This is a genomic window from Colwellia psychrerythraea 34H (assembly GCF_000012325.1).
Classification (GTDB): Bacteria; Pseudomonadota; Gammaproteobacteria; order Enterobacterales; family Alteromonadaceae; genus Colwellia; species Colwellia psychrerythraea_A.
The window spans coordinates 4,152,365-4,179,062 of record NC_003910.7 but is presented as its reverse complement, the minus strand read 5'-3'; the positions used below and the strand labels follow the sequence as shown (position 1 = coordinate 4,179,062).

General features: G+C 39.5%; 21 protein-coding genes. 18 read left to right on the top strand and 3 right to left on the bottom strand.

The window, feature by feature from the left end:
• Positions 1 to 213 precede the first annotated feature (213 nt).
• The 3 genes from pdsR to CPS_RS17805 are packed head-to-tail and all read left to right on the top strand — an operon-like array spanning position 214 to position 4,864.
• On the top strand, positions 214 to 930 hold the full coding sequence (pdsR, locus tag CPS_RS17815) for a proteobacterial dedicated sortase system response regulator (protein WP_011044726.1): 717 nt from the start codon (positions 214 to 216) through the stop codon (positions 928 to 930).
• A 1-nt stretch (position 931) separates the two neighbouring features.
• Complete coding sequence (gene pdsS / locus CPS_RS17810; protein WP_011044725.1) at positions 932 to 3,148, top strand: proteobacterial dedicated sortase system histidine kinase; 2,217 nt, start codon at positions 932 to 934, stop codon at positions 3,146 to 3,148.
• A gap of 12 nt (positions 3,149 to 3,160) precedes the next feature.
• On the top strand, positions 3,161 to 4,864 hold the full coding sequence (locus CPS_RS17805; RefSeq protein WP_011044724.1) for a SulP family inorganic anion transporter: 1,704 nt from the start codon (positions 3,161 to 3,163) through the stop codon (positions 4,862 to 4,864).
• A 132-nt stretch (positions 4,865 to 4,996) separates the two neighbouring features.
• Here the strand turns inward: CPS_RS17805 and CPS_RS17800 are convergent, their stop codons facing one another.
• Positions 4,997 to 5,206, bottom strand: a complete 210-nt coding sequence (locus tag CPS_RS17800; RefSeq protein WP_011044723.1) for an NF038104 family lipoprotein — start codon at positions 5,204 to 5,206, stop codon at positions 4,997 to 4,999.
• Positions 5,207 to 5,386: 180 nt separating this feature from the next.
• The gene (locus CPS_RS17795; RefSeq protein WP_011044722.1) at positions 5,387 to 6,586 is read right to left on the bottom strand and encodes an NADH:flavin oxidoreductase/NADH oxidase family protein; all 1,200 of its coding nucleotides are present in this window, start codon (positions 6,584 to 6,586) and stop codon (positions 5,387 to 5,389) included.
• Between the two features lie 123 nt (positions 6,587 to 6,709).
• Between CPS_RS17795 and CPS_RS17790 the strand changes: the two genes are divergently transcribed.
• From CPS_RS17790 to CPS_RS17745, 11 genes are all read left to right on the top strand, one after another.
• The gene (locus CPS_RS17790; protein ID WP_041737122.1) at positions 6,710 to 7,603 is read left to right on the top strand and encodes a LysR family transcriptional regulator; all 894 of its coding nucleotides are present in this window, start codon (positions 6,710 to 6,712) and stop codon (positions 7,601 to 7,603) included.
• A gap of 549 nt (positions 7,604 to 8,152) precedes the next feature.
• Positions 8,153 to 8,974 (top strand): DUF3450 domain-containing protein, encoded by an 822-nt coding sequence (locus CPS_RS17785; RefSeq protein ID WP_011044720.1) that lies wholly within the window; start codon positions 8,153 to 8,155, stop codon positions 8,972 to 8,974.
• Positions 8,975 to 9,090: 116 nt separating this feature from the next.
• Entirely contained in the window at positions 9,091 to 10,464 is a 1,374-nt protein-coding gene (locus tag CPS_RS17780; RefSeq protein WP_011044719.1) for a MotA/TolQ/ExbB proton channel family protein, read from the top strand.
• A gap of 3 nt (positions 10,465 to 10,467) precedes the next feature.
• On the top strand, positions 10,468 to 10,995 hold the full coding sequence (locus CPS_RS17775; RefSeq protein ID WP_011044718.1) for a MotA/TolQ/ExbB proton channel family protein: 528 nt from the start codon (positions 10,468 to 10,470) through the stop codon (positions 10,993 to 10,995).
• A gap of 76 nt (positions 10,996 to 11,071) precedes the next feature.
• Positions 11,072 to 11,482, top strand: a complete 411-nt coding sequence (locus CPS_RS17770) for an ExbD/TolR family protein (RefSeq protein ID WP_011044717.1) — start codon at positions 11,072 to 11,074, stop codon at positions 11,480 to 11,482.
• Between the two features lie 44 nt (positions 11,483 to 11,526).
• Positions 11,527 to 12,174: an energy transducer TonB gene (locus CPS_RS17765; RefSeq protein ID WP_049758058.1), complete on the top strand. Its 648-nt coding sequence runs from the start codon at positions 11,527 to 11,529 to the stop codon at positions 12,172 to 12,174.
• A gap of 73 nt (positions 12,175 to 12,247) precedes the next feature.
• Positions 12,248 to 13,612, top strand: a complete 1,365-nt coding sequence (locus CPS_RS17760; RefSeq protein WP_011044715.1) for a tetratricopeptide repeat protein — start codon at positions 12,248 to 12,250, stop codon at positions 13,610 to 13,612.
• A gap of 188 nt (positions 13,613 to 13,800) precedes the next feature.
• Positions 13,801 to 14,025 carry a hypothetical protein gene (locus tag CPS_RS23965; protein ID WP_011044714.1) on the top strand — a complete coding sequence of 75 codons (225 nt, stop codon included), beginning with the start codon at positions 13,801 to 13,803 and terminating at the stop codon, positions 14,023 to 14,025.
• Between the two features lie 95 nt (positions 14,026 to 14,120).
• Positions 14,121 to 19,118 carry an alpha-2-macroglobulin family protein gene (locus tag CPS_RS17755; protein ID WP_011044713.1) on the top strand — a complete coding sequence of 1,666 codons (4,998 nt, stop codon included), beginning with the start codon at positions 14,121 to 14,123 and terminating at the stop codon, positions 19,116 to 19,118.
• Between the two features lie 7 nt (positions 19,119 to 19,125).
• Positions 19,126 to 21,540, top strand: coding sequence for a penicillin-binding protein 1C (pbpC, locus tag CPS_RS17750; RefSeq protein ID WP_202944296.1), 2,415 nt, complete (start codon positions 19,126 to 19,128; stop codon positions 21,538 to 21,540).
• A gap of 368 nt (positions 21,541 to 21,908) precedes the next feature.
• Complete coding sequence (locus CPS_RS17745) at positions 21,909 to 23,018, top strand: DNA alkylation repair protein (protein ID WP_011044711.1); 1,110 nt, start codon at positions 21,909 to 21,911, stop codon at positions 23,016 to 23,018.
• Between the two features lie 34 nt (positions 23,019 to 23,052).
• Here the strand turns inward: CPS_RS17745 and CPS_RS17740 are convergent, their stop codons facing one another.
• Complete coding sequence (locus CPS_RS17740) at positions 23,053 to 23,343, bottom strand: hypothetical protein (protein WP_232769240.1); 291 nt, start codon at positions 23,341 to 23,343, stop codon at positions 23,053 to 23,055.
• Between CPS_RS17740 and CPS_RS17735 the strand changes: the two genes are divergently transcribed.
• The 4 genes from CPS_RS17735 to CPS_RS17720 all read left to right on the top strand — a co-directional run bounded on the left by CPS_RS17735 (position 23,321) and on the right by CPS_RS17720 (position 26,556).
• Positions 23,321 to 24,448, top strand: a complete 1,128-nt coding sequence (locus CPS_RS17735) for a Kelch repeat-containing protein (protein ID WP_138140311.1) — start codon at positions 23,321 to 23,323, stop codon at positions 24,446 to 24,448. The genes CPS_RS17740 and CPS_RS17735 overlap by 23 nt on opposite strands.
• Before the next feature lie 197 nt (positions 24,449 to 24,645).
• Positions 24,646 to 25,023, top strand: coding sequence for a DUF2237 family protein (locus CPS_RS17730; RefSeq protein ID WP_011044709.1), 378 nt, complete (start codon positions 24,646 to 24,648; stop codon positions 25,021 to 25,023).
• Between the two features lie 85 nt (positions 25,024 to 25,108).
• A complete protein-coding gene (gene pip, locus CPS_RS17725; protein ID WP_011044708.1) occupies positions 25,109 to 26,065 on the top strand; it encodes a prolyl aminopeptidase in 957 nt (318 codons plus the stop codon).
• Positions 26,066 to 26,238: 173 nt separating this feature from the next.
• On the top strand, positions 26,239 to 26,556 hold the full coding sequence (locus CPS_RS17720) for a DUF6172 family protein (RefSeq protein WP_011044707.1): 318 nt from the start codon (positions 26,239 to 26,241) through the stop codon (positions 26,554 to 26,556).
• Positions 26,557 to 26,698: the final 142 nt, after the last annotated feature.

Here is a 26,698-nt window from a genome sequence, read left to right as displayed (position 1 = left end):
GTTGATAAGCCTGTGTTGTTGACAGGAGTTATTAAACCGCAAAAAATGGGCATTGCTCTGCCCGAATAAAGGCAAAGCAGTGAGCAATTGTGGCAACAATATGGCAATTTCAAAAATTAAGCGCGTTAACGAGTAAAGTTAGATATAGTCGAGAAATGAACAGGCAACAGCTATTAGCTTCAAGTTAATCTAAACAATCAAAAGTGACCATAAATGAGTAAAAGAATTGCCATTGTAGAAGATGAAGCTGCTATTAGAGAAAACTATGCTGATGTATTACGTAGCCAAGGCTATCAAGTGCAAACCTATGCAGATAGATCTAGCGCTACCCAAGCTTTTAATTTGCGTTTACCCAACCTAGTCATTTTAGACATAGGTCTGAATGATGAATATGATGGTGGTTTTGTTTTGTGTCAGCAACTTAGGGCTAAGTCGGCTACCTTACCTATTATATTTTTAACGGCACGTGATAATGATTTTGATACGGTATCTGGTTTACGAATCGGTGCCGATGATTACCTTACCAAAGATATTAGTTTACCTCACCTAACGGCGCGAATATCAGCATTGTTTCGTCGCCAAGAAGCACTAAAAAAACCCATTAACGATGACCATATTACTCGTTCTGGGGCGCTTACGGTGGATAGCCAGCGTATGAGTATTACCTGGCAAAATAGCTCTATTGATTTAACTATTACTGAATTTTGGTTAGTTCATGCCTTAGCCAAAAATCCTGGTCATGTTAAAAACCGTACCCAGTTGATGACTGATTCAAAAATATATGTGGATGACAGTACCATCACTTCTCATATCAAGCGAATTCGCAAAAAATTTATGTTACACGACAACAATTTTGACTGCATAGAAACCGTTTATGGCATGGGTTATCGCTGGTTAAGTACTAATAGTATTGCTGATGAAGAAGGCTAACATGGCTAACGGTAAACGCTTGAAATTGCGCTTTGGACTTAGATCAAAACTGTTATTGCTTTCAAGTTTTCTGTTTGTCATTCCTTGGTTTGGTTATCAATATGTCTGGGAAATGGAAAAATATTTGCGCTTTGGACAAGAGCAAACATTAGTGGGTACAGCGCGGGCGTTAGCGACTGCTTTGCATGAGCGTGAAAACCTATTTAATAACCAAGCGAGTTTTTTACCTAATGTTGAACAAGGTAAAGATCTTTATGGCTATAAATTAACAGAAGCCGTGAATTTAGACGGTTTACCTAATGATTGGCCTGACTTCAATCAACGCACTCATTTTTATAACCAGCAACAGCAGTTATTTGCCAACGAGCCATTAAGCCTAAATTTTAAAGCGAGTGTCGGTAAGTATAATAATTACTTGTATTTGTTTTTTCAGGTGGTTGATAACCGCTTGATCTTTCGTGGTGAAAATACCCGAAGTATTACCAATAACGATCATTTAGCCCTGTCTTTTAGTGATACCAACAATAAGTTAAATCGCTTTATTATCAGTAATAAAAAAGCAGGTTGGATATCTGCCTTTGCACTTACTGATGATGAAACTGCTATCCCTGCGCCGGCGCCACAGATTCAAGGACACTGGTTACCAACGTCACAAGGTTATAATATCGAGTTAAGAGTACCTTTAGACAACTTAGGCGATAACATTGCTTTTGCTTTTTATGACGTAGATAAAACCAATAGTGAAGCCGTCTCTGCGATTGGTTCAGCAGATCCCAGTAAAGAAGAAAGCTTGGGTACTATTGTTGTCCCTTCGCCAGAGATTGAGCGTATTGTTAAGGGCATGCGTTATACCAATTCTAGCATTTGGGTTGTTGATCAACACCACCGAGTGCTCGCTAGCGCAGGCTCACTAAATTCAGCCAGTGGCGTTTGGCATGCGAAAGAAAAGCAGCCCAAAGAAGGTGAAAAAAATAGTCTCTGGTATCAGTTTAAGCAACAACTTTTATTGCCTCTGTATTATAAAATTCTAACTAAACCGTCGACAGACTTTATCGATCAACTCTATGATGCACAGCATTTACAAGGCTCACATATTGTTAATGCCTTAAGTGGTAAGGCAACCTCTCAATGGCGTTTAACGACCGATAAAAAAGCCCTAGTGCTTTCTGCTGCTTATCCTATTTTTATTAATAACCAAGTAAAAGGTGCTGTCATTGTTGAAGAGACAACAAACGGCATACGTAGTTTACGAAATCGCGCGTTAGAAAAACTATTTACCGTCATTTTAGCGATTATGAGTTTAGGCGCGTTGACCTTTATTTTATTTGCTTCACGTATTTCATCGCGAATACGACAGTTATCTAGTCAAGCCGAACTAGCTATTGATAAGCAAGGTCGAATTATTGGCCAAATGCAGGCATCTAACAGTAATGATGAAATAGGTGATTTATCTCGCAGTTTTACCACCGCAGTTAACCGCTTAAGTGAGTACAACCACTATTTAGAAAATATGTCTTCTCGATTATCTCATGAATTAAGAACGCCAATCGCCGTGGTTAAAACCTCATTAGACAACCTAAGTTTACTAGAAACGCAGCAAGCTCAAACAGGTAAAACCAATAATCCATATATCGAAAGAGCACAAACCGGCATCAAAACGTTGAACTTAATTCTTACCAATATGAGTGAAGCAACTCGCCTTGAACAAATGTTATCTAGCACTGAAAAAATTGATTTTGATTTACAGCAAGTTGTTAAAGGCTGTATTTCTGGCTATCAGCAAATATACCCAACAATGCAGTTCATCTTGAATATTGACGTTAAAGCTCTCAATGCAAGTACATTTCTTTTGCATGGCTCTCCTGAACATATAGTGCAATTGTTAGATAAAGTAGTCAGTAATGGGGTTGAATTTAGCCAAGATAATATCATCACTATTGAGTTGAAAAAGAGCAGTAATAAGCACAATGCTGAACTGCTTATTAGTAATAATGGCATTTTATTACCAGAGCAACTGAGCGAAAGTTTATTTGATTCCATGGTGTCATTGCGTGATAAAAACCAAAACGCACAAAATAAGCAAGTTGTGCCACACCTTGGTTTAGGGTTATATATTTCTCGCTTAATTTGCCAGTTTCATCAGGGAAATATCAGCGCTTATAATCATCAAAACCCAGCTGGTGTTACGGTTCATATTAGTTTGCCTACCAAGGTCTAATAACAGTTTTTTTTGAGTCGCGCGTATACTGGGGCCCTCTCTTATCCACAAAAGATAGTCATTATTTTACTAAACAAAATATCTAGTCAGCATCTTAAAGGTGATATCTTCGGCGGTTTAACCGCTGCAGTAATAGCATTACCCTTAGCATTAGCCTTTGGCGTATCATCAGGAGCAGGGGCTATAGCCGGTGTTTACGGCGCGATTTTTGTTGGTTTTTTTGCGGCGCTCTTTGGTGGAACTGCCACACAAATATCCGGTCCAACCGGACCTATGAGTGTAGTAATGGCTTTAGTGTTCACTCAATTAATCGGCAGTCATCCTGACACTGGCTTGGTGCTCGCTTTTACCTGTGTCATTTTAGCCGGCTTATTCCAAATATTATTTGGTTTACTCAAACTAGGTAAGTATTTTGTTATGGTTCCCTATCCTGTTATTTCTGGCTTTATGACAGGCATTGGCATCATTATTATTCTGCTGCAAATATCGCCACTGTTAGGTAGCGCAGGGGACAGTAATGCGTTAGCAGCCTTAATGAATATTCCGAACGCACTCAGTCAGCAAAATACTTTAGCGACGGTACTGGGTGTGATCACCTTGTTGCTTATGATCTATTGGCCTGAAAAATGGACCAAAATAATTCCTGCACCATTGTTTGCCTTAATCACCTTAACGGTTATTAGTGCTACCTTTTTTAGCCAACAAGGCATCTCTGTTATCGGGGAAATTCCGACAGGATTTCCGAGTTTATCAATGCCTAGCCTATCGCTAGAGTCACTGTCTCAGGTTAGCTATTTTGCCTTTTTATTAGCGGTATTAGGCGCTATCGACTCATTACTTACTTCAATGGTTGCTGATACGCTGACCGAAACTCACCACGATAGTGATAAAGAGCTGATCGGCCAAGGAATTGCTAATACTATTGCGGGTTTTTTTGGTGCATTGCCGGGCGCAGGGGCGACCATGCGTACTGCCATTAATATTCGTGCTGGCGGTAAAACAGCCCTGTCAGGCATCATACATTCTATTACCTTACTCATTGTTATTCTTTGGGCAGGAGATTATGCACAGTATATTCCTCATACCGTTTTGGCAGGTATGCTCATTAAAGTGGGTCTTGATATTATTGATTGGCGTTTTATTTTTCAGATAAAAAAAGTTGGATTATTTTCGGCAACTCTAATGTTATTGGTGTTGCTGCTTACCGTTTTTGTTGATTTAATCACTGCCGTATTAGTCGGTATGTTCATCGCAAACTTAGTGACATTAGATCGGTTAACTCATATTCAACTTGATAATATTACCTTTAAACGAGGGGATGAATTACTTAGTGAAATATCATCAAACGAGACAAATATAGCGTTAACGGATGATATTCAAAACAACCTGAGTAAGTCCCTAGCAAATACGCTTTTACTCGAAATAGACGGTCCAGTTAGTTTTGCTGTTTCTAGGGAGTTATCACGTCGCTTCACTGAGAACCTAGCGTTCACTACTTTAGTGATAGATTTATCGAACGCCAAATTGATAGGAACAACCACCGCAATTATGATCACCGATCTTATCGACCGGACTAAATCAAAAGAGAAAACTGTGTTGGTTATCACGGGTAATGAGAAAATTAATCAGTCATTAGATAAGTTATCTTTAGCAACCTTATTAGATAAAAAATATCAATTCACCAATAGAGAGCAAGCACTGCAAACGCTTATTTAAACAGTAATAAATCAAAGCTAATTATTATGGCTAACTGTAGGCAACTGTGGATCTTGATAAATAATGAAAAAGGCGTCACGCGATGAGGAATGCTAACCTTATTCGACTGATTTGTTTATCAAACCAAGCCGTTTAATTTTTTCCGTTGTCGTTATCATTGTCGTCTGCTTGTTCATCATCGTCATCAATAATATCTGGAGTCACAGTATCGACAACGTCGATAGTCCCACCAACAACTGTTGTAGTGACATCTACCGCGGCAGATAAAACCGTAGCGGCAATACAACCAGATAAGCTAAAAAGCACGTATAACAACAAAAAACCTTGCGCAATTTTTTTCAAGATGACCTTTCCAAATGAATAAATATAGAACTATTTAGAATACGCTAATTTAATGGCGAATCAATCATTGTTTCAATGCCATATTAAGCGATAACACAGCTGAATATGCGTTTAAAAACCAAACAAGGCGTAGGTTATTGGTGTCTATTTTATCATAATTGCATAGCTACTCGGCTAACTCTACTGGTACTTAGCTAGCCATTTGGTGATACGAGCTTTATCGCGATTTTCATATGCCTGAATTGCTGGTAATAGAGCCAAGTTAACGTCTATTTCTTTGTCATTACCTATCACTGTTAAAATCATTGTGTACCATGCCGTTATCCCTCCATGAGGTGGTGACTCGAATTTTGGAAAATGAGGAATGAATCCTATACCGCTTATCCACTCTTTTGGTAGATCAGGTTTAAGTATCAAAGCACGTCCTAAGCCAACAAAGTCCACGGTATCTGAAGAGAGAACATTTGTTGCCTGCTCGCGTGTTTTAAAGCCACCTGTAACTACCAAAGGTATATTGGTCACACTTCTAGCTTTTATCGCAAAATCAACAAAGTATGGTCCACCTGAAGCGGAATCAGAGCTTGATTTAGCTCCCGGAAAATAAGAGCCACCACTTAACTCAATCAAGTCGATTGAAGTCTTATCAAGAATGCGCACTACCTCTAAAGCATCTTCCTGAGATAGACCACCTTCTAATTGATCAGAAGAGTTCATCTTGATGCCAATAGGAAAAGTACGTCCAACCGTTAATCGAATTTTTTCAATTATTTCTACAATAATTTGGCTGCGATCCTCTATACAACCTCCATACCGATCTTTTCGACGATTAAATAGGGGAGAGAGAAACTGACTGAGCAGAAAGCCATGACCAGCATGAATTTGAACACCTGTAAATCCGGTATCTTGTGCGATTATCGCAGCTTTGGCATACATGTCTGGTAAACGAGATACTTCTTTTTCTGTCATACCTGAACATTCAAATTCACCTATCTTAAGATGTGATGGACCTTTAAGTTGGCTAAGTGGTTGGTATGCAAGCGCTCCAGCATGACCTAATTGAGGCCATATATGAGCATCATTAATTGCGGCTCGAGAGGTTAATGCCTGCAAAGCTTTTTTGTTCGAATTCTTGTCTAATACTAGATTTCCAGGATTTTCAGGATATTTGGCATCCACTTGCACTTCGCCAACTATTGATAATCCAATACCACCCTGTGACCATCGCTCGTAAAGTCGAATTTGAGTTCCCGTTGGGTTGCCTTCCCCGTCAGCAAGTGAGTCCGACATTGCTGACTTTATGAGACGGTTTTTTATGATTGCTCCACATGGGAGTTTCAATGGGCTATTAAGTAAATCATCGTTGTGTAATGGTTGAGCCATTTTTACCTCTCAGAGTGCGAATAACTATAAAGTGAAGAACCATTTATGATAGTGACATTATCCATAACTTTTACTAAACTAAAACACACTAATAGTACGAACACTTTCAAATATAAGTTAATAATGAATACTTCAGATCTAAATCTATTCATACGAATTGTCGAAACAGGCAGCATAACGGAAACCGCAAACCAAGTTAATCTAACGCCTGCGGCAGTCAGTTCAGCTCTCAAAAGATTAGAAAAACAGTTAGATGTACAGTTACTTATTAGAACGACAAGACAATTGAGGATTACGCCACAAGGAGAGCAATTTCTGTTTCATTGCCGCAATGCGTTAGCTAGTTTAGAGCAAGGGCGTATATCGGCACATCAGACACAAGGTAAGGTGAGTGGGAAGCTGAGGTTATCCGTTTCGTCTGACTTAGGTCGTAATACCCTTTTACCTTGGATAGAAGAGTTGCTTGAAGAGCATCCTTTATTGTCGATTGACTTGACTGTAGGTGATTCAGTTTCAGACTTTTACTTAGATCAAGTTGACATGGCCCTTCGTTTTGGGAAGCCAGAGGACTCATCCATGGTTTCATTTCAGATTGCAACTATGAGTAGAATCACTTGCGCATCTCCTGCTTATATATCGAAGTATGGAAATCCAGAAACCCCAGAAGATCTGCGTAATCATAATTGTTTATTACACCGTAGAGCTGGTCGTTTATTTGATCATTGGGAGTACACTGATAGTTTAGGTACATACAAAATCAAAGTTAATAGCAATAGAATAAGTAATGACACAGATATAGTGAGACGTTGGGCTGTTAGTGGTAAAGGTATTGTCTACCGCTCCCTGATTGATGTTTATTCAGATTTAAATAGCGGACAGCTTGTACAGCTCTTATCGGGTTATGATTCGTCTTCTGTTGAACTGCATTTGATTTGTCCAAACAGAGAGCAGGTCAGCCCCGCAGTGATTGCATTTAGGGAGCTTCTTAGGAGCAAAATTTCAAAAGTTCTCTCTTGATGATTGCCTCCCAAAACTTATCAAAAATACCACATGTTGAAAATATACAGAAACGAATTAGAGCAAATAACTGCTCAAGGATCGTAATTAACGGTAAAATATAAAATGAATGTCGGCTTAGAGCCTTGAAGCGGACGTTAGTATTAAAGAGTTATTAACTTCCGCTTCGCGCATCATTTAGTTGACTTTTTTTTATTTTATTACGATGTGTGATGTTTGTTGTGATTTCCTTACTGATTTTAACTAAAAATAGTCATTAAATTTATCCTATTCCGCTACAGCCCAGAAAGTATTGAGCGAGACTCTTACTTTATTTGAATATTCAAACGACTCACTATTTCTGCTGTTTTTGGTTGTCATTAAACTGAAACCTTAATGCAACATAAGCGTCATGATTTTTCAGTTTAACTGTCATATTTCCTCGGTACACTTTGTCATATTCTTGAATACCAATAATTTAACCTCTGTTCTAACTATGCAGATTACTGTTGGTATTTATAATTTATGACGCTCTTATCAATAAGAGCTAAAAAGAGAAAGGGTAAACCGATGATGTTGTCTAAACTCACCAAAGCAAGCCTATTAATTAGCCTTACCACGAGTAGTTTAATCTTCGCTACTGCAGCGAGTGCTACTGATCCTTCAAGCAGTACCTCGTTAAATAAGGTGGTTAATGCTGGTCAGCAAATCAATCATTCTGCCGCTAAATCACAACAAAAAGTAAACACTTTAACTAACCAAGCACAAACTAAGTTACAGCAATTTCATGTGGTCACAAAAGAAGTTGATGGCCTCAGTGTTTATAACCAACAAATGCAAGCACAACTTGATAGCCAAATGACCGAACTAGCCCAGTTAGCAAGGTCGATGGAAGAAGTGAGTATTATTGAGCGTCAAATATCGCCATTAATGGCACGTATGATTAGCACCTTAGATACCTTTGTTACCCTTGATGTTCCTTTTTTACCAAGCGAAAGAACCAAGCGTGTTGAAGATTTAAAAACCATGATGAATCGTGCTGATATTGCCGTTTCTGAAAAGTTTCGCCGGGTATTAGAAGCGTACCAAATTGAAGTTGATTACGGTCGTACCATTGAAGCCTACAGCGGAATATTACCTATTGATGGTAAAAAAATGGATGTTGATTTTTTACGCATCGGGCGCGTGAGTTTGGTTTATCAAACGCGTGACGGTAGCCGTTTAGGTGAATGGAAACAATCTTCAAAAGGGGGAGAGGGTCAATGGCAAGCACTCTCACAAGATTATCGTTTAGGTATTAATAAAGCCTTACGTATAGCCCGTAAACAGTTAGCACCAGATTTAATTATGGTACCGGTGTCTATTAATGAAACCTCGACACAAGCAGAGTAATAATGATGACTAATTATCCTAATAAAATACGAAACACAGTAGCTAAAACGTTAAAAAACTCGGTATCTAAGCTAAATAAAGCAGGTAAAAAAGCGTTAACTGTTTCTGTGCTTTCAATGACATTTGCTTCATTAAGTTGTTTAAGTGCTGTTAGTCATGCACAAGATGCGCTCACCCTTGATGATTTACTAAATCAACTAGAGCAGGGCCAAATAACGCAAACTAAGCAAAACCAAGCAAGAGAAAGTCAATTTAAATCCAAAGTAAATCAACAGCAAGATATGCTGAATGATATGAGTTATCAGCGTGATAATGCGTTAGTACTCAGTGTACAGCTTGAACAAAACTTTGCGGATAACGAAATTAAGCTGGCAAACAAAGCTGAAGCGTTAGATAAACGTTTAGGTGAATTAAAAGAATTGTTTGGTGTATTACAGCAAGTATCAGGTGATACCCGCAGTAAATTTCAGACGTCAGTTATTTCTGCGCAAATACCAGGGCGTGGTCAGTTTTTAGATGAATTTGCACAAAGCATGGGCTCAAGCTCAAAGCTAGCATCCATTGCAGAAATTGAGCGTTTATGGTTTGAATTACAACGCGAAATGACACAAAGCGGCAAAGTCACCACCTTCAACCGTGAAGTTGTCTTAGCGAATGGCGATCGTAACAATGCCGCAGTGACGCGTGTTGGTGGTTTTAACTTAATCTCCAATGGTAAATATTTAGAATATATTGATGAAACAGGTACGGTTGCTGAGCTAATTAGACAGCCTTCTAATCGGTATTTAGCATCAACAAGTGACTTGGTTAACAGTGGCGGTAACACCACCTCTTTTGCCTTAGACCCAACAGGTGGTTCAATTTTAAGCTTATTAGTGCAAGCACCTGATTTGAAAGAACGTGTCGACCAAGGTGGCCCAGTAGGTTACATCATCTTAGCGATTGGTTTAGTCGGACTACTTATCGCGCTAGAACGTCTTATTAGTTTAGTGTTTATTGGCTCTAGAGTTGAACGACAACTTAAGTCAGCAGTTGCATCAAGTGATAATCCTCTGGGTCGTGTTATGCAAGTTAAAGATAACAATCCGAACCTAGATACTGAAACCTTAGAACTTAAATTATCTGAATCTATTTTAAGAGAAGTCCCTAAGCTATCTAAACGCTTAACGTTGATTAAAATCATCTCAGTGGTTGCACCGCTAATCGGCTTACTCGGAACGGTAACGGGTATGATTAATACCTTCCAAGCCATTACCTTGTTTGGTACCGGGGACCCTAAACTGATGGCTGGCGGTATTTCTCAAGCGCTTGTTACTACGGTTTTAGGCTTAGTGGTTGCCATTCCAATGGTCTTTATCTTTGCTTACTTAAATGGTCGTAGTCGTAATATTGTTAATATTTTACAACAAGAAAGTACTGGCATCATTGCAGAAAGAGCTGAATCAGCAGAGCTAGCTCAAAGCCAAACACTTGCAGGTCAAGGAGCATAAATAGTGATTGCCTTAATGGAAATGTACGATGCCATTAATGAGTTTATGGATACCGGTGGTCAAGTATTAATCGTGATTGCCGCTGTTATCTTCATTATGTGGTTGTTGATTTTTGAACGCTTTGTCTTTGTTTTTTACAGCTATCGCAGTGTAAAGAAACATATGGTCAGTGTATGGCAAGGTCGCAAAGATCAAACGTCTTGGTACAGCGAACAAATACGCAACGCGCTAATTTCTCGTGGTACGACTAAGTTAAATCGTAATTTAGCACTTATTCAATCCCTGGTTGTCTTGTGTCCGCTGTTAGGTTTACTGGGCACGGTAACAGGCATGATTGAGGTGTTTGATGTGATGGCAATATCAGGAAGCGGTAATGCAAGGTCGATGGCATCGGGTGTATCACGAGCTACTATCCCTACTATGGCAGGTATGGTCGGTTCACTATCAGGTGTATTTACTGCAACTTGGTTACGCCGAAACGCTAAAAAAGAAGCTGAATTGCTCGCCGATAGTTTAACGGTTAGTCATTAAACATTAAGTTAATAATGAGTAGCTATTTAACCTCAGGTGAAATGGCTATTCAAAATAGAAATTGTTGGAGTTAGTTATGCGTCATTTAAATCAAATGTTACAAGATCAAGATGAAAAAGAAGAAATTGATATGACACCCATGCTTGATGTGGTGTTTATTTTACTCATATTTTTTATTGTAACTGCCTCATTTGTTAAAGAAGCAGGTATTGATGTTAATCGTCCTGAAGCCGCTACAGCGGTAAAGAAAGAGCGTGCCAATATCTTAGTTGCTATTAGTGATAAGGGCGATATTTGGATCAATAAACGCAAAGTGGATATTCGCAGTGTACAAGCGAATATTGAGCGTTTAAAAGCAGAGAACCCACAAGGTACTGTTGTGATTCAAGCGGATAAAAAGTCGACCACTGATACCTTAATTAAGGTGATGGATTCTGCCCGTGCCGCCGGGGTTTATGATGTATCTATTGCCGCGCAAGAGGCCTAGGAATAGGTTAAGGATCTAATATGTCAACAAACATGCCAATAAATATGTCAACAGATACGTCACAACAAATCATAGTACGCAGTGGCGCTCGATACGTTATTGCGGGCGCATTAGCATTAAGTATGACCTTTCTCTTACTGTGGGGAATGCAAAAGTTAATTGCCGGTGGCAATGAAGTGATGACAGACCCTGCCAAAGGCAGTGTGCTTGATTTCATCCGCTTAAAAAAAGATGAAGCGATTGTTAAAAAAGAGCGTAAACCGCAAAAACCAGCTAAGCCAAAAGAGCCGCCACCACCAATGAACGCACCTCAAATGCAGCAGTCCACCCCTAATGCGAATGCGGCGAAAAGTAGTTTTGCAGCGGATATTCAAGGGGATATTGGTTTATCGGGTGGTTTGAGCTTAGACAGTGGCGATGGTGATTATTTGCCGATTGTTAAGGTGGCTGCTATTTATCCACGACGTGCGCAATCTCGTGGTATTGAAGGCTTTGTTATTGTTGAGTTTGTTGTGACCAAAACAGGCTCAGTCAGTCATGCCAAGGTAGTGCAAGCAAAACCTGAAGGGATATTTGATAGAGCTGCCCTTGATGCGGTTGCTAAGTTCAAATACAAACCACGTGTTGTTGATGGTGTTGCCATGGAAGTGGCTGGCGTACAGAACAAAATTAGTTTTGAAATTGATGGTTAACCCTTTTGGGATAACCTTACAAATCACTTATTACTAATTAATAGTTAATTAATAGCTAATGAAGGAGCAAATTATGAAAAGTAAAAATTCCTTACTTCTGACAACCGTATTTACTTTACTTGTCACGATAACAACCAGCAACGTTTTCGCTGCTGAAACAGCAACAGTTAAAGCAGATGAAAACAGCACTGATAAAAAAAACGTCTCTAAAAAGAGCTATCGCGTCAGTAAAAAAGTACCGGCAATGCGTAACCGCGTATATTCACAATTATCACGGGCCCAACAGCTGGCTGATGACGGTGATAAAATAGAGGGCTTTGAAGTCTTAGCCGAAGTAGAAGATCGACTTAATAGCTTAAATAGTTATGAACGTGCCATGTTATTCAATTTTTACGGTTTTATGTATTATGCCAATGAAGATATAACATTAGCAGTTGATAGCTTTAATAAAGTGATTGCTGAAACCGCAATACCTGACAGTTTGATTATTTCTACGCTGTATTCTTTAGCGCAATTGAGCATGCAGCAACAGCACTACAAAGAAGCACTAGATTACTTAACCCAGTGGCGCGAGATTAACGCTAAAGAGCTAACCGGCACGCAAGAAATGTTATTTGCCCAAGTTTATTACCAAGACAAAGATTTTGTTAATAGCTTAAAACATAGTGAAATGGCCATCAGTTTAGTCGAAGCGAAAAACAAACACCCTAAAGAGAATTGGCTCACTTTACAACGCGCTACTTATTATGAGCTAAAGCAACCTAAGCAAGTAACCAAAGTAATGGAAAAGCTCATACGCTTATATGATAAACCACAATACTGGTTACAACTGTCAAGCATGTACGGTGAAATTGGTGAAGAAGATAAACAAATGGCCGTCATGGAAGCAGCTTACCAAGCGGGTTATATCACCAAAGCGAGCGATATCCTTACCTTATCGCAACTCTATTTGTTTCATGGTGCGCCTTTTAAAAGCGCTGCAGTTTTGGAAGACTCAATTGCTCAAGGCAGTATTTTTGCCGATGAAGATAACCTAAGCATGTTGGCTCGTGCCTATTTGACCGCGAAAGAATATGATAAAGCGACCAAAGTATTGGTTCGCGTGAGCGACATTGCCCAATCAGGAAAGCACGATGCTTTGTTAGCACAAACGTATTTGAATACTGAGCAATGGCAAGCGGCGATAAACTCTTCAACGTTAGCCTTAGCTCGATACGCTAAGCATAAGGAAAATAAAGGCAATCAAGTAAATGATATTGCCAATATGCATTTAATTTTGGGCATGGCGAATTTCAACCTGAAAAAATTTGAACGATCTTTAACGTCCTTTGCCAAAGCGGCACAATTTACCAGTACTAAAAAAACGGCTTTGCAATGGGGCAAGTATGTTGAGCGAGAACAACAACATCATAAAGTACAGTTAGCCATGCTTAATTAGTTTACGACGGTTAACGAATGACAACAAAAAAGCGCCTAAGGGCGCTTTTTTGTTGTGGGCATTTTATTGCCGATAGTTCAGTATTTATATCTTTATAATTTTAGCCATACATTCAAATTAATTAGGGTCTGTTGAACTTTCGCGGTTAAATTTTGTTCGAGATAAAAGCGTTTTAATCGCGGCGAGTCGTGTGTAGCCTGGTCACTCTAAGCAAATGCTACTCAACAATGAGTAAGACGCTTTTAGCCGAATCCTTCGGACAGCGTTTGTTGGTCATTTGTACGGCGTTATCGCCTTTTTATGTGGAACAACCACATGACAAAGGCTCTGCCTTGTATAAATACCCAACAAAACGCTGTAAAAACAATCTCGAAAGATCAGCAGACCCTAGTGTTAGTAACGCTATTTCTTGAAGTTTATTCCTGTTAATACAAATACTTTGAGTTTGAACTATTTAACGGGTATATAATCCTATTTATGGAAACTGTGAACTTTTAAAGGGTATTTAATGAAAACTAACTTTATCTCTCCAATCTTTCTTTGGACACTACTATTACTCGCCAATATGATGCTGTTCGGCTGTGGCGAGCAAAATAGCAAGCCAGTGAAAGAGGGATCAGATGTTAAGGTGTCAGTTGATGCTGAAGTCAGTGCGAAACAGACAATCGCTAGCGGTGAACCTAATGAAAGCAGTTTTAATTTACAGCAAGTACAAAAAGACTATGGTGAAACACCTCTTAGCGTACTAGACGTTTCTGAACGTAGCAAAGACGGTAGAAATTCTGTTGCCATTACATTATCTGTTCCCCTAGACCCTTCTAAAAATCACCAGCAATATTTTAATATCAGTGCTGCAGATAAAGGCGCTATCGACGGTGCATGGGTTATTTCAAAATCAGGCAAAACTATTTGGTTTCCGTATGTCGACCCCGATACTTCTTTTGATGTCACCATTTATCAAGGTTTAGTGGCTGCTAATGGCAAAGTTTTAAGTAAAACGATAAACAAAAAAGTTAAAACCAGTAGCATCACTGCGAGCATTAACTTTGATACTACGGGAGCCTTTTTAACTCAGGGTTTAGGCAATGGTTTACCGGTAGTATCGGTAAACATTGATGCAGTAGATCTTAATTTTTATCAAGTAAACGATAAAGATCGTCAACATTTTTTGCAAGAAATGTCCTATAAAAACTATCGCTGGGATATGAAGAGAATTACTCAATTTAGCGAGCTTGTTTATAGTGGTCGGTACGATCTCGACCAACCTAAAAATACCCGCGTTAAACGCAGTATTAACATTGAAGGCATAGCACAGCTCTCAGAGCCAGGTATCTACTTAGCTGTGATGACCCAAGCGGGTGCCTATGATAATCATCAGGTTATGTGGTTCTCTGTGACGGATATCGGTCTTCATGCCCGTTTCTATAATAAACAATTAGATGTTTACGCCTCTTCATTAAAAACCGGTAAAGCTATAGGAAACGTTGCTGTGACCTTAGTGAATGACAAGGGCAATATCTTACAGCAAGGTGTTACCTCGCCAAGTGGTGAAGCTTCATTTGCCAGTGATTTAACTGCAGCGTCATTAATCATTGCGCAAAATGAACAGCACTTCTCCATTATTGAGCTTAATAAACCGGCACTAGATTTGTCAGACTTTGATCTTGGTCTTCGCCCATATAGAGCCCAAGAGTTATTTATATATGCACCGAGAAATTTATATCGTCCAGCAGAGTTTGTCGATTTTAATGCTTTATTACGTAGTGATGATGGCAAATTAACTGTAAAAAGTATTTTATCTGCCGCGATAAAAAGCCCCGATGGCAGCAAAATAAAAACCTTTAAGTGGCAAGGAGATGAACAAGGTTTTTATCATTATCAGTGGCAAATCCCCAAGAGCGCTGCATTAGGTAATTGGCAACTTGAAGTAGTGAATGTTAATCGAGAAAGTTTTACTTATGACTTTAAAGTGGAAGAGTTCTTACCTGAACGATTAAAAATCACTTTCAATGCTAAAGCGCCACAAGAACGATTGCTAGCCACTAAAAAACAACACATTAAGTTGCCGATTTTAGGCGAGTATTTATTTGGTGCGCCAGCGTCAGGTAATCGACTTTCTACCCAAGTGAATACCACACAGTGGCGAAACCCTGTTGAGACCTTACCAAAATTTGAATTTGGCGATATTAGACAAACGCGTTTCAATAATCGTACGGAACTTAAAGACATTGAATTAGATGCCAAAGGACAAGCAATTATAAGCTACCAAGGTGATTGGAGTGGTTTGCATAGCCCATTAAAAGTTAATTTTATCAGTAGTTTATTTGAATCGGGTGGTCGCCCTGTAACACGTGCCTATTCAGCTTTAGTGTGGCCCAGCGATAAAATGTTAGGGATTAGAAGCAGTTTTGGCGAAGATAATCCGGCCGCAAATTCAACGGTTATTTTTGACATTGTTAAAGCGTCACTTGATGGCACTAAACATAGCGCGAATGCTTTAGATATTAAATTGATACGTGAAGACCGACGTTATTTTTGGGTGTATTCTCAAAATAGAGGTTGGCATTATGAATGGAATGATAATGAGTTTGTTGAGCTAACAAGCTCGTTGACGATAAAAGACGGTGTAACAGCAAGCGTTGATTTTCCTGTTACTTGGGGCCGTTATCGCCTCGAAGTACGTGATGTTAACAGCGGTTTATTATCAAGTGTGCAGTTTTATGCCGGCACCAATTGGTATGCAGATTGGAAAAAAAGTCAATCAGGCAGCGGTGCTGCTAGACCTGACAAAGTGACCATGGCGCTGGATAAAGCAAGTTACGCCGCAGGAGATCTGGTCAAAGTGAATATTGTTCCTCCCCAGGCCGGTGAAGCCATCATTCTAGTGGAAGGAAATAGCCCGCTATGGTCAACGCGTCAGTTTATTCCTGCTGAGGGTGCCATAATTGAAATCCCTGTATCGGCGGATTGGCAACAGCATAATATTTATATCAGTGCGCTGGTCTTACAGCCGGGCGATAAACTCAAAACCATAACCCCTAAACGTAGTTTTGGCTTGGTTCACCTACCACTTCAGCGTGAATCACAACAACTCAATATTGAGTTTGAGGTTGCTGAAAAAGCACTTCCCAATAAAATATTACCAGTGCAAATAAAAGTGACAAATGAAGTCGGTCATCAAGTAGGTCAGAACACGGAAGCAGCGCCAATAGCTGAAAAAGTTTTTGTGACACTTGCTGCAGTTGATGTAGGTGTATTAAGTATTAGTGAGTTTAAAACGCCAGATCCCTTTGAGGCATTTTTTGGCCAGCGACGATATGAAGTCGATTCTCGGGATGTTTATAGTAAAGTTATTGAAGTTAACCAGGCTGAAAATGCCCGCTTACGTTTTGGTGGCGATAGTGATTTAACGCGAGGCGGCAAGGAGCCACAATCGGATGTGCAAATTGTTTCTTTATTTAGTGGTTTAGTGTCATTAGATGAACAGGGCGAGGCCATCATTCCATTAGATATTCCTGATTTCAATGGTCGGATTCGCTTAATGGCCTTATCTTTTTCTGCCGATAAATTTGGTCATAACGATAAAGAAGTCACTATAGCAGCCCCCGTTGTTACCCAGCTGGCTATGCCGCGATTCTTAGCGATGGGAGATGAAACTACCCTGGCCTTAGATGTAACTAACCTCAGTGGTGAACAGCAGCAGTTAACTGTACAGCTAAGCAGTTCAGGACCCGTTGCAGCCTTTGAACATACTAAAAAAATCACCCTTAAAAAGGGCGAGAAAACCACTCTTAACTATGCTGTGAAGGCCTTAGCACATGAAGGCAAAGCAAGATTTTCACTCAATGTCTCGGGTACAAAATTACTTGAAGATGTTAATCGAAATTGGTCTCTAGGTTTGCGGCCCGCTTATCCGGCAACGTTAACTCGCAGTCAGAAAATTCTTCAACAAGGTGATAGCCTGCGTCTTGACCCAAGTATTGCTCAAGCGTTATTTCCTGAGACTGTGCATGCCTCTTTAACTATATCGCCTAAAGCAAACATTGATCTTCAGGCGCAACTGACTCACTTATTACAATATCCTTATGGTTGTTTAGAGCAAACCAGTAGTCGTGCTTATCCATTGCTTTTTGCCACGCCAGGCAAACAGAAAAGTATGGGGATTAAAGCGGTTAGTGAAGATAAACGGTTAGATATGATCAATAAAGGCATCGAAAGATTAGCGATGTTACAGCTGAGTAATGGTGGTTATGGTTTATGGAATAATACCTCTGCAGAAGAGCACTGGTTAACTGCTTATGTTGCTGACTTTTTATTAAATGCCCGTGATATGGGCATAGCTGTACCTGAAGAAATGTTAGCTAAAACTTTAACGCGTTTGCAAAATTACTTAGCGCGCACCCGACCGTTTTATAACGAACGTTGGAGTGATGATGGTAAACACTATTACTTCGCTTACAAAGCTTATGCCGCTTATGTACTCTCTCGGGTGAATCAAGCGCCACTTGGCACCTTACGTAACTTGGCTAAAAACCATAGTGCTAACGCCAAAACTGGGTTGTCGCAAACACATCTTGCATTGGCATTATTTAACATGGGTGATAAAAAACGTGGTGAGCAATTAATGGCTATCGCGTTAAATAATCTACCGAATAAACGACAACAATATCTTGCTGATTATGGCAGCCAAATACGTGACTTAGCACTAATGATCCACTTAATGTTAAAGGAGGATAAAGCTAAAGAAGAAGCTATCGCCCTTAGTTTTACCTTGGCTGAAGAGGTTAATTTACGTCAGTACTTGAGTACGCAAGAACGTAATGCTTTGTTCTTAGCCGGTTTATCACTGCAGGCGTTTGAAGGAAAACCTTGGTCTGCCAACGTTATTCTTGGCGCGGCTAACAATAAACTTAGCCAAACCTCGGTTTATCAGCAAGGTTTGTCGAGCGAGGTACTGCAACAAGAAGTAACTATCACTTCTGACAATAAACATCCGCTGTTAGCAAATATTAGCGTCAGTGGTTACGGTAAAAAAGCCCCGAAAGAAAGTGCCAATGGTTTGTCGATTCAAAGACAGTGGTTAAGCGTAAAAGGTAAAGAAACCAGTATTGATCAAGTCAAAGTCGGTCAGCTATTCTTGGTTCACCTGCAAGTCTCTGCTAAGCAGCGAACACCTGATGCCCTAGTGGTTGATTTGTTACCTGCGGGTTTTGAATTGGAAAATCAAAATCTCGGTAATTCGATAAAACTAGATGAGCTTAAAGTTGATGGGAAAACGATTGAATATTGGCAAAAAAATACGCCGATAACTTATCAAGAATATCGCGATGATCGTTTTGTTGCAGCACTTAACATTAGCAAACGTCGCACTGCGCATTTGTTTTACTTAGTGCGCGCGGTGACTCCCGGTGTTTACAAGGTACCAGCATCTTTAGTTGAAGATATGTATCGACCAGAGCTTAGAGGCATTGGTGCTACTATTGGCGATATAAGTATTAGTCAATAAGTATTGGTTGAAAACTATTAATCCAAAAGGAATACGTGTTGGTACTGTCATGATTAAACAAGGGTTAACAACCATTATTCGTTGGTGTAAACATCAACGAATAGTGGTCTTTTTGGCGTTAGCCTTGTTTATGTCACTCGCTGTGTTATTTACGCTTGATAGTCTTTACCCATTAAACTTACCTGAGAAAAATAACTTATTTGCCCGTGTTGTGGTGGATGAAAATGATCGACCATTACGAAGCTTTGCTGATAAAAATGGTATTTGGCGTTACCCGATAAAATTGCATCAAGTCTCCCCACTCTATATCGACGCATTAATTAATTATGAAGATCGCTGGTTCTGGCATCACCCGGGCATAAATCCGTTTTCATTGCTCAGAGCGACAATGCAAAATGTCGCGAGTAATAAAATTGTTTCTGGTGGCTCAACACTCTCAATGCAAGTGGCGAGGATTTTACATCCGCACAAGCGAAGTTTATGGGGAAAAACCAAGCAAGTATTAAGAACATTACAACTAGAGTGGCAGTTAGATAAAAAGCAAATTCTACAGCTTTATCTTAATACTGCGCCTTTTGGTGGAACGATTGAAGGAGTGCAGGCGGCAAGCTTTACCTACTTAAATAAATCGGCAAAAGAGCTTACTCATGCGGAAGCTGCTTTACTGGCGGTTCTCCCACAAGCACCTACTCGATATCGTCCTGATTTACATGCCTTAGCAGCTCAAAAAGCGAGAAATAAGGTATTACAAAGGCTTGCAGATTTTGATGTATGGCCACAAGAAATTGTGGATGATGCAATGTTAGAGCAAGTTTTTAGCTTTAATTTTCGCCCTAAGCAATTAGCGCCATTACTGGCTCGGCGGTTATTGAATCATTCCAATGGTCAATCGGTGGTAAAAAGCACTATTGATAGTGACTTGCAGCTGGCGTTACAAGATTCACTTACCTCTTATATGACAAGGTTACCTAAACAAAGCTCAGCGGCTATTTTAGTGGTAGACAATAAAAACTCGGCAGTGAAGGCCTATATTGGCACCGCTGATTTTGCTAATGCAGAGCGACATGGTTATGTCGATATGGTGCAGGCCATCCGTTCTCCGGGGTCTACCTTAAAACCGTTTATTTATGGCTTAGCATTAGATGAAGGCTTGATTCATTCACATTCTTTACTGGCTGATGTTCCGCGCAGTTGGGGGGATTATCGCCCCAGTAATTTCAATGGTGCCTTTAATGGACCTGTGTCAGCGGCAGAAGCCTTGAAGCGTTCTCTCAATATGCCAGCAGTAGATCTTTTAGAGCGCTATGGCGTTAATCGTTTTGTTGCGCAATTAGAAAATGCGGGTTTAACCCTATCAATTCCAGGTGGAAAACCCAACTTAGCCATTATTTTAGGTGGCGCAGGAACCTCATTAGAACAACTCGTTGAAAGTTATTCGGCTTTTGCTAACCAAGGTAAAGTAAGTCAATTACGCTTTTTACAGAAAGAGTTAACACAAGATAAGCAAACACGTAATTTACTTTCCTCAGAGAGTGCTTGGGTGGTTCAAGAGCTCTTAGCTGGCATTGAACGCCCTGGCAGTATTGATACTTTTGCCTCGTCTTTACAACAAGGAAAGATGGCATGGAAAACAGGTACAAGTTACGGTTTTCGTGATTCTTGGGCAATCGGAGTAACCAAAGAATATACCTTAGGCGTATGGCTAGGTAGACCCGATGGCACCGCCATGCCAGGGCACTATGGCAGTATTAGTGCAGGGCCGTTATTATTTAATGTTGCTGACCGTCTTAATTTGAATGCACAACAGATCACAAAACCTGACAAGGTAACGAAAGAGACAATATGTTGGCCTTTAGGCACCAGAAAAAGCGACAACCGAGCGAGTGATTGTCAGGAAGATCACCAAGCGTGGATTATTGACGATACTGTGCCGCCTACTTGGCATACCAGCGATGTAGATGCATGGCAAAGTGGACTTTTTACCTTTTGGACTAATCCAGCAAACCAATTGAGAGTTGCTATGGATTGCGCGACAGTGCCGAAAAAAGTTAACCATGTTGCTGTTTGGCCTAAGGTATTAGAGCCTTGGATTAAGGTAAAACAACGACGATTTACCTTGATACCTATGCTTGACCCTAAGTGTGCTAGCCCAGATATAGCCTCAAGTGCGACCTTAAAAATTACCGGTATTGAAGAGGGCAGTATTTATCGAAAGTCAGGGGATAAAGGCAAAATACCGAGCGTATGGTTAAAAAGCATTGGCGGCTTAGGTACACACAATTGGTATATCAACGGCAAACACAGTTATCAAATCAAGCCAAACCAAGGCAAAGAGCATTTATTATCAACCATAGGTAAGCAGCAAATCATAGTGCAAGACCAGCAAGGTAACAGTGATATGGTTACCCTGTATGTTGAGTAAAAATAACTAAAGAAACGTGACTGTATTTATATACAGCTTTAGTGCAGTATAGTGTTATACCAATTTGATTAAATTTCTTCCCAACTCAGAGCTCTGCTCGATGTTCAATAACAAAGAAAATTTGTTTCGGTTTAGTCATTCTAAATCAAATAAATTTAACGATGTTAGTGGGCATCGAGTAAGCTCCCAGAGGGCGAGTTTAAAAGGCTTACATGCTGCGTTATTGATTTTGATAAGGGAATAACCATTCTCTTCAATCAATGCCTTGCCTCTAAGCCTTTTAATTCTCGCTGAGTGGGAAAGAACTTAATCAACTTGGTATTATACCTATTTTACCCTTTGAAAAACTCTGGATTCAAATCATCACTATGGAACCTTTTAAAAATTTATACAACGAGCGCTTTTATTTAACCTTATCGATACATTTAAAAGCCTGTTTGCCAGACTTTGATGAGCAAGAGTTCATGGCACTTATGTTATGCGATAACTTTGAAGTATTAGAGCTAAAAGAGCGCATGAGTCATACCAAAGCGGTAATGCATCAGTTTATGCCAACTGATTTCCCTCAAGCTGCCGACATTTTAGTTAAGTTAATTGCAAGTTTAACCGATGCTGGCATTACTGAAGGTAGTGTTGAATATATGTTCTTACCAGAATATATAGAAACCTATGGCATAAATCACTTTCAAGAATCGGTTGAGGTTATGGAGCAAGTAACGCAATTTACCAGTGGTGAATTTGCAGTTCGACCTTTCTTAATTAAATATGGCAATCAAATGTTAGCGCAAATGATCTTATGGAGCCAACATGAGCATTACTTGGTTAGGCGTTTAGCGACTGAAGGTAGCAGACCCCGTTTACCTTGGGCGATAGCGCTGCAAGAATATAAGAAAGATCCCGTTGAACTCTTACCTATATTACATCGTCTAGTTGATGATCCGACAGAAATTGTTCGTCGTAGCGTTGCCAATAACTTAAATGATATCGCCAAAGATAATCCTCAAGTGGTGATTGCTTTTGTCAAAGAATACCTAGGTACTAGTGAACAGTTCGACCGAACGCTTAAACATGCTTGTCGAACGTTATTAAAACAGGCTTGCCCTGATACCCTGGCACTTTTTGGTTACGACAGCACAGGCATTAAACTCACTGAATTTGCGATACTAACTAATGAGGTTAATTTTGGCGAGTATGCTCAATTCAGTTTTACTGTAAAAAACACCTCAACAAGAAGTAAAAAAATACGCTTGGAATATGGGCTGTATTTTATGAAAAAGAACGGACAGTTATCGAAAAAGGTTTTTAAGATCAGTGAACGTAACCTTGGGGCGAATGAGTCACATCAAGTGGATCGAAAGCAGAGTTTTAAAGCAATAAGCACACGAGTGTTTTACCCAGGAAAACACCAAGTATCAATCATACTTAATGGTAAAGAGTTCGCTGCTAAAGACTTTGTCTTGATAGCCACTTCTGACTAACTACTTATACCCGTTCCACTTGAAGATGCATGATTCAGCTGGAATTAGAAACGCCTTTAGGCAAGGCATTGATTGAAGATAATAGTTGTTCTATTGTCGAAATCAGTAACGCAGCATAAAGCGTTTCTAAACCAGCCTCTTGGGGAAGGCTGAGCAAATCATACTCTTCGTTACATTTCTTTTTAAGGGAATGACCATTAATAAAAAAATGAGCCTTGATTATGAAGCGATCAGACTTCCTGAAACGAGCATCATCAAGTGGAGCGGGTATATATAACATGTTAAACATTCGGATTATATTTATGCCTAAATCATTTTTTTTCACTGCTCATCTATTTACTAAAAGTATATCGGCGTTCTTTTATTTAACAGTTCTGTTTAGTTTTACCCTATCTGTTCGAGCTAATTCACTACACGAAACTGAATTAGCTTTATTACCCGAGCCTGTCGCTAATAACGCAGTTACTCAGCTTTCTATTGAGAATAAAGACTATCTATTGTCTTTTTCTGGTTTAGGTAAAAATAAGACCTATCAAGATGTTCATAATAAGGCATTTATCTATGATGTTAATCTGAAAAAATGGCAGTCTATTGCCCCTGTGCCGATTGAAAAACCGATTAATGGTTTAACGGGGCGCTTGGCTAGTGTTGCAACGAGCATAAATAATAAAGCGTATATCTTTGGTGGTTATACTGTTGCGAAAGATCATAGTGAAGTATCAGTTCCTGATGTTTATTCTTATGATGTGACTAATGCGAGCTATAAAAAACTGGCATCTATGCCTGTGCCTGTCGATGATAGCGTTGCTCTGCCTTATGATAACCGATATATCTATTTAGTTAGCGGTTGGCATAATGATGGAAATGTTAACTTGGTTCAGCTATACGACATAAAAACAGATACTTGGCAGCAAGCAAGCCCATTTCCAGGGAAACCGGTATTTGGACAAGCAGGCGGAATCGTTGGTAATACGCTTGTTATTTGTGATGGCGTACGAGTTGATGTTCATATCAATAAACGTCGAAGTTATGCAGCTGAAGCAAGTTGTTATGTAGGAAAAATAGATCAAAAAGATCCAAGTAAAATAGCATGGCAATTATTACCTCACCCGACAGGAAAATCAAGATACCGCATGGCAGCGGTCGGAATCGATCAATATCAAAAAATTATTTTTATTGGCGGTAGTGACAATCCTTATAACTTCAATGGTATAGGTTATAACGGACAGGCCTCAACGCCTGATAATGGCGTATGGATTTATGATATTAAAACCCAAGGTTGGCAAGTTAAAACAACACCTAACGCAACAATGGACCACCGAGGTTTATTACTTTTAGATGATCAGTTAATAACGATTGGCGGTATGGGGGAAAATCAACAGGTGCTACGAACCATTAATCAGCACGGTAATATTAACGATTACTTGTGAGTGCTGTCTAAAAGTCGTGCAAAAAAACTACTCATATTTTTTGTGATCCTTTATGTCTCACTATTTCTAGGATGAGAATGTAAGGTGTATTAGGCAGTAAGTCTGAACTCTTTTTTCAGGTATTCCACTGAATTCTACATTTTGAATTAACATGGGTATACTGTCAGCTAATTAGTAGTAGCAATGGGAACAAAAAAATGGAAATGGATGAATCAATTAACGTTTTTGGTGAAGCGTTAATAGGCTGTGGTGGAGATCCGGTAACTGGATTTTTTCGTGATAATAAATGTAATACCTCTGAGCAAGATGTTGGTTCACATACCATCTGCATTGAAGCAAGCGAGCAGTTTTTAGAATTCTCTCGTTTTAAAGGCAATGATTTATCAACGCCAAGACCTGAGTTTAACTTTGAAGGCATAAAACCTGGAGATACTTGGTGTTTATGTGCAGAGCGATGGTTAGAAGCTTATCAAGGCGATAGAGCACCGAGAGTTCACTTACGAAAGACCCATATTAAAGCTTTAGAGATAGTGCCTATTGAGATATTGAAAAAATTTGCATTAGATTTAAGTTAATCAAAATCAGTTAATTAAATTAACGTAATCAAATTAATTCAAGTATTAGCTTATTATCAGGATATGCCTGAAGAGAATTTATAAAATGAACAAGATGAATCAGTTTTACCCTGAAATATCCCCGTTTAATGACTTTCTACTTGATGTTGATGGCCAACATCGAATTTATGTAGAGCAGTGTGGTAATCCTAAAGGGCAACCCGTGCTTTTCATTCATGGTGGTCCAGGAGGCGGTTGTTCAACTAATGACAGGCGTTTTTTTGATCCTGAGCAATACCATATCATTTTATTTGATCAACGTGGCTGTGGTCGTTCATTACCTCATGGTTGTCTAGATAACAACGAAACCAATTTCTTAGTTGCAGATATAGAAAAGATTCGCCAACACTTGAATATTGAACAATGGCATGTGTTTGGTGGTTCGTGGGGCTCTACGTTATCTTTAGTCTATGCTGAGGCGCATCCGGTCAGTGTTAAAAGTTTAGTCTTACGTGGTATTTTCCTTGGACGTGAGGTTGATACTAATTGGACATTTTCAGGTGGCGGGGCAACACGTATTTTCCCTGATTATTGGCAAGATTATATTGATGTACTTCCGCTAGGCAGAGAACAAGCGACGACTAAAGCGGCTTACGAAATGTTGATTGGTGAGGATAAAGCCCTAGCGCAAAAAATAGCAACGGCTTGGAGTATTTGGGAAATCCGTTGCTGTACCTTAATACCTGATCAAGCCTTTGTTGATGCAGCTACAGGTGACGACCATGCTTGGACATTAGCTCGCCATGAGGCACACTTTATGGTGAATGATTGTTTTTTAACTGACAATCAGATCTTAGCGAACTGCGATAAAATAAAAGATATTCCAACGACTATCGTTCATGGTCGTTATGATATTGTTTGTCCTGCTGATAATGCGTGGTTATTACATCAACAGTTACCTAATTCGCGTCTTGTTATTAGTGAGGCATCAGGTCATGCTTCTGTTGAACCAAACACTAAGCATCACTTGATTGCGGCAACTCAATCAATGTTGTCATTGTAGTGTTAAGGCTATAAAAACAGGTCTATCGGCAACACACTCAGGTTTTTATGCTTGTGTTGCTATCCTATCTCGCTACTTGCGTGAAAGTAACGTAAAATAGCCGACATTATACTATTTACACCTTTTTCTCGTCTTATAGACGAGTAATTGTAGCCATTGACTTAAGGCCCACCATGAAAAAAACGTTTGAATTAACCCACCCGAAAGTAAAACTTGAAAGACGCGTTGATGCTGTAAAGCATGAAGTTAAAAAGTATCTTAAAAGAGAGCGCAACAAAAAATTACCAGCAGGTGCTGACTTTTGGGATTTTGATTGCCAATTTGGTAACACCAAAGAAGAAGCAGAGCCAGTACAATTGTCAGAGATTAATAAACGTATTGATCAAACTCAAGTTGAAGGCTTAACGTCATTTTACATTGAAATCGAAGCAAAAGAAGGTATTAGAACCTTTACGCCAAGAGATGAAGAAGAAAGTGACTTTGAAGACTAGTTAGCACATCGCTACTGTTTAAAGTTAATAAATGACCGAGCCATGTGCTCGGTTTTTTTATGCCTGTAATACTTCAATTAAAGTAACAATTAGCACCATAATTAACGTGATAGTTAAAGCCCTCAGTAAAATAATTATTAAA

Bases quoted from the DNA above. Each gene is read 5' to 3' on its own strand.
- pdsR (WP_011044726.1), top strand. From the start codon at position 214: ATGAGTAAAAGAATTGCCATTGTAGAAGATGAAGCTGCTATTAGAGAA.
- pdsS (WP_011044725.1), top strand. From the start codon at position 932: ATGGCTAACGGTAAACGCTTGAAATTGCGCTTTGGACTTAGATCAAAA.
- CPS_RS17795 (WP_011044722.1), bottom strand. From the start codon at position 6,586: ATGGCTCAACCATTACACAACGATGATTTACTTAATAGCCCATTGAAA.
- CPS_RS17790 (WP_041737122.1), top strand. From the start codon at position 6,710: ATGAATACTTCAGATCTAAATCTATTCATACGAATTGTCGAAACAGGC.
- CPS_RS17785 (WP_011044720.1), top strand. From the start codon at position 8,153: ATGATGTTGTCTAAACTCACCAAAGCAAGCCTATTAATTAGCCTTACC.
- CPS_RS17780 (WP_011044719.1), top strand. From the start codon at position 9,091: ATGACATTTGCTTCATTAAGTTGTTTAAGTGCTGTTAGTCATGCACAA.
- CPS_RS17770 (WP_011044717.1), top strand. From the start codon at position 11,072: ATGCGTCATTTAAATCAAATGTTACAAGATCAAGATGAAAAAGAAGAA.
- CPS_RS17765 (WP_049758058.1), top strand. From the start codon at position 11,527: ATGTCAACAGATACGTCACAACAAATCATAGTACGCAGTGGCGCTCGA.
- CPS_RS17760 (WP_011044715.1), top strand. From the start codon at position 12,248: ATGAAAAGTAAAAATTCCTTACTTCTGACAACCGTATTTACTTTACTT.
- CPS_RS17755 (WP_011044713.1), top strand. From the start codon at position 14,121: ATGAAAACTAACTTTATCTCTCCAATCTTTCTTTGGACACTACTATTA.
- CPS_RS17745 (WP_011044711.1), top strand. From the start codon at position 21,909: ATGGAACCTTTTAAAAATTTATACAACGAGCGCTTTTATTTAACCTTA.
- CPS_RS17735 (WP_138140311.1), top strand. From the start codon at position 23,321: ATGCCTAAATCATTTTTTTTCACTGCTCATCTATTTACTAAAAGTATA.
- CPS_RS17730 (WP_011044709.1), top strand. From the start codon at position 24,646: ATGGAAATGGATGAATCAATTAACGTTTTTGGTGAAGCGTTAATAGGC.
- pip (WP_011044708.1), top strand. From the start codon at position 25,109: ATGAACAAGATGAATCAGTTTTACCCTGAAATATCCCCGTTTAATGAC.
- CPS_RS17720 (WP_011044707.1), top strand. From the start codon at position 26,239: ATGAAAAAAACGTTTGAATTAACCCACCCGAAAGTAAAACTTGAAAGA.